We start from the raw sequence: 2,106 nt of genomic DNA on the forward strand, positions 1-2,106 counted from the left end.
GCTGGGGGCCGGGGCGGGAGCAGGGGCTGGAGGAGATCGCCCGGGCCGAGGGGCTGGACCTCGCCGACCGCCGGCTGCGCCTCGCCCTGGCGCTGGCCGGGGAGATCCAGGACTGTCCCCGCCACCTCGCCACCCATGTCGGCGGCTTCGTCATCTCGCGCGGCCCCCTGGTGGAGATGGCCGTCATCGGCAACGCCGCCATGGAGGGGCGGACCGTCCTCGAATGGGACAAGGACGACGTCGATGCGCTGGGCCTGCTCAAGGTCGACATCCTGGCGCTGGGGATGCTGTCCTGCCTGCGCCGGGGCTTCGAGCTGCTGCATCGGCACCATATCGCCGACCTCGACCTGGCGGGCGTGCCGCGGGACTGCGAGGCGACCTACGCCATGCTGCGCCGGGCAGACTCCCTGGGCGTGTTCCAGGTGGAGAGCCGGGCACAGATGGCCATGCTGCCGCGGCTGCGCCCGAGCCGCTTCTACGACCTGGTGGTGCAGGTGGCCCTGGTGCGGCCTGGACCCATCCAGGGCGACATGGTGCACCCCTACCTGCGCCGCCGCTGGGGGGACGAGGCCCCGGTCTACCCGTCACCATCCCCGGAGCACGGCGATCCGGACGAGCTGGAGAAGGTGCTCGGCCGCACCCTGGGCGTGCCGCTGTTCCAGGAGCAGGCGATGCGGGTCGCCATCGTGGCGGCCGGATTCTCACCCGGCGAGGCCGACCAGCTCCGCCGTGCCATGGCGACCTTCAAGTACACCCAGGGCGTCGCGACCTACCGGGACAGGCTGGTCGGCGGCATGGTCCGTCGCAGCTACGACCCCGAACTCGTCGAGCGGGTGTTCCGCCAGATCGAGGGCTTCGGCAGCTACGGCTTCCCGGAGAGCCATGCCGCGTCCTTCGCGCATCTGGCCTATGCCTCGGCCTGGCTGAAGTGCCATCACCTCGGGGTGTTCGCCGCGGCGCTGCTGAACAGCCAGCCGATGGGCTTCTACGCGCCGGCGCAGATCGTGCGCGATGCCCAGGCGCACCGGGTGGCGGTGCGGCCGCTCTGCGTCAATGCCTCGGACTGGGACTGCACGCTGGAGACGGAGCGGCGCAGCGCCGAGGGGCTGGCACTGCGGCTGGGTCTGCGCCTGGTCGCGGGGTTGGCCGCCGAGGACGGCAAGCGTGTGGCCGAAGCGCGGCGTGCGGGCAACGGCAGCCCCTTCGCCTCGGTCGATGAGGTGGTGCGCCGGGCCGGCGTCCCCCGGCGGGCGATCGAGGCGCTGGCCGCCGCGGATGGCTTCGCGGGCATAGGCTTTGATCGCCGCGCCGCCCTGTGGGACTCCCGGGGGGTGGAGGCGGAGGTTCCGCCGCTGCTGCCCGAAGCCCCACCAGTCCTGCCGGCCGAAGCTGACGGGCAGGCGGTGGTGCTGGACTACGTCTCGACCGGCCTGAGCCTGCGGCAGCACCCGCTCGCCCTGCTGCGGCCACGGATACAGGCGCTGGGCTGCCGCACGACGCGGGAGCTGAACAGCCTGCGCGGCGGCGCCCGGATCCGGCTCGCAGGCCTGGTGCTGATGCGCCAGCGCCCCGGCACCACCAAGGGCATCGTCTTCGTCACGGTGGAGGACGAGCACGGCACCGCCAACCTAGTCGTCTACGCCGACATCGCTGCGCGCGACCGCGCCGCCCTGGTCGGGGCCCGATTGCTGCTGGTGGAGGGACGGGTCGAGCGCGAGGCCGAACGGGCCGAGGTGGCGGTCGTTCACCTGATCTGCCGCCGGCTGGAGGACCGCTCCGAGCTGCTGCGCGGGCTGATCGAGGGCGGCGTCGCCGAGGGATGGAGCGATGGCGCGATCGGCCGGGCCGACGAGGTACGCCGCCCCGACCCGGGCTCGGCGCGGCCGCTGCCCCGGTTGCCGGGAAGCCGCGACTTCCGGTGACGCCATGCCGTCCGCTCTGCCGCCACCTGCCGTTCGCTGTTCGCATCGCCCGCCGCTCGCGGTCCGCGGGGAGAATGCAGGAGCGGGATTTCCCGTTCGCACCGCCGGTCCCGATCCTGAGCCGAGCAGGTTCGGGAGCCTGTCTCTTGATCACAAGTCTCGACGTCAGCATAGAGAGGTGTAG

Annotated in this window: 1 pseudogene; it reads left to right on the plus strand. The window is 72.7% G+C overall.

Features of this window, described 5'->3' with window-relative positions:
• Window positions 1-1,922: pseudogene (locus ROTAS13_RS23455) on the plus strand (error-prone DNA polymerase); the annotation flags it as partial.
• Between the last annotated feature and the right edge of the window lie 184 nt (window positions 1,923-2,106).

It is taken from the genome of Roseomonas sp. TAS13, assembly GCF_001950415.1.
Classification (GTDB): domain Bacteria; phylum Pseudomonadota; class Alphaproteobacteria; order Acetobacterales; family Acetobacteraceae; genus Roseomonas; species Roseomonas mucosa.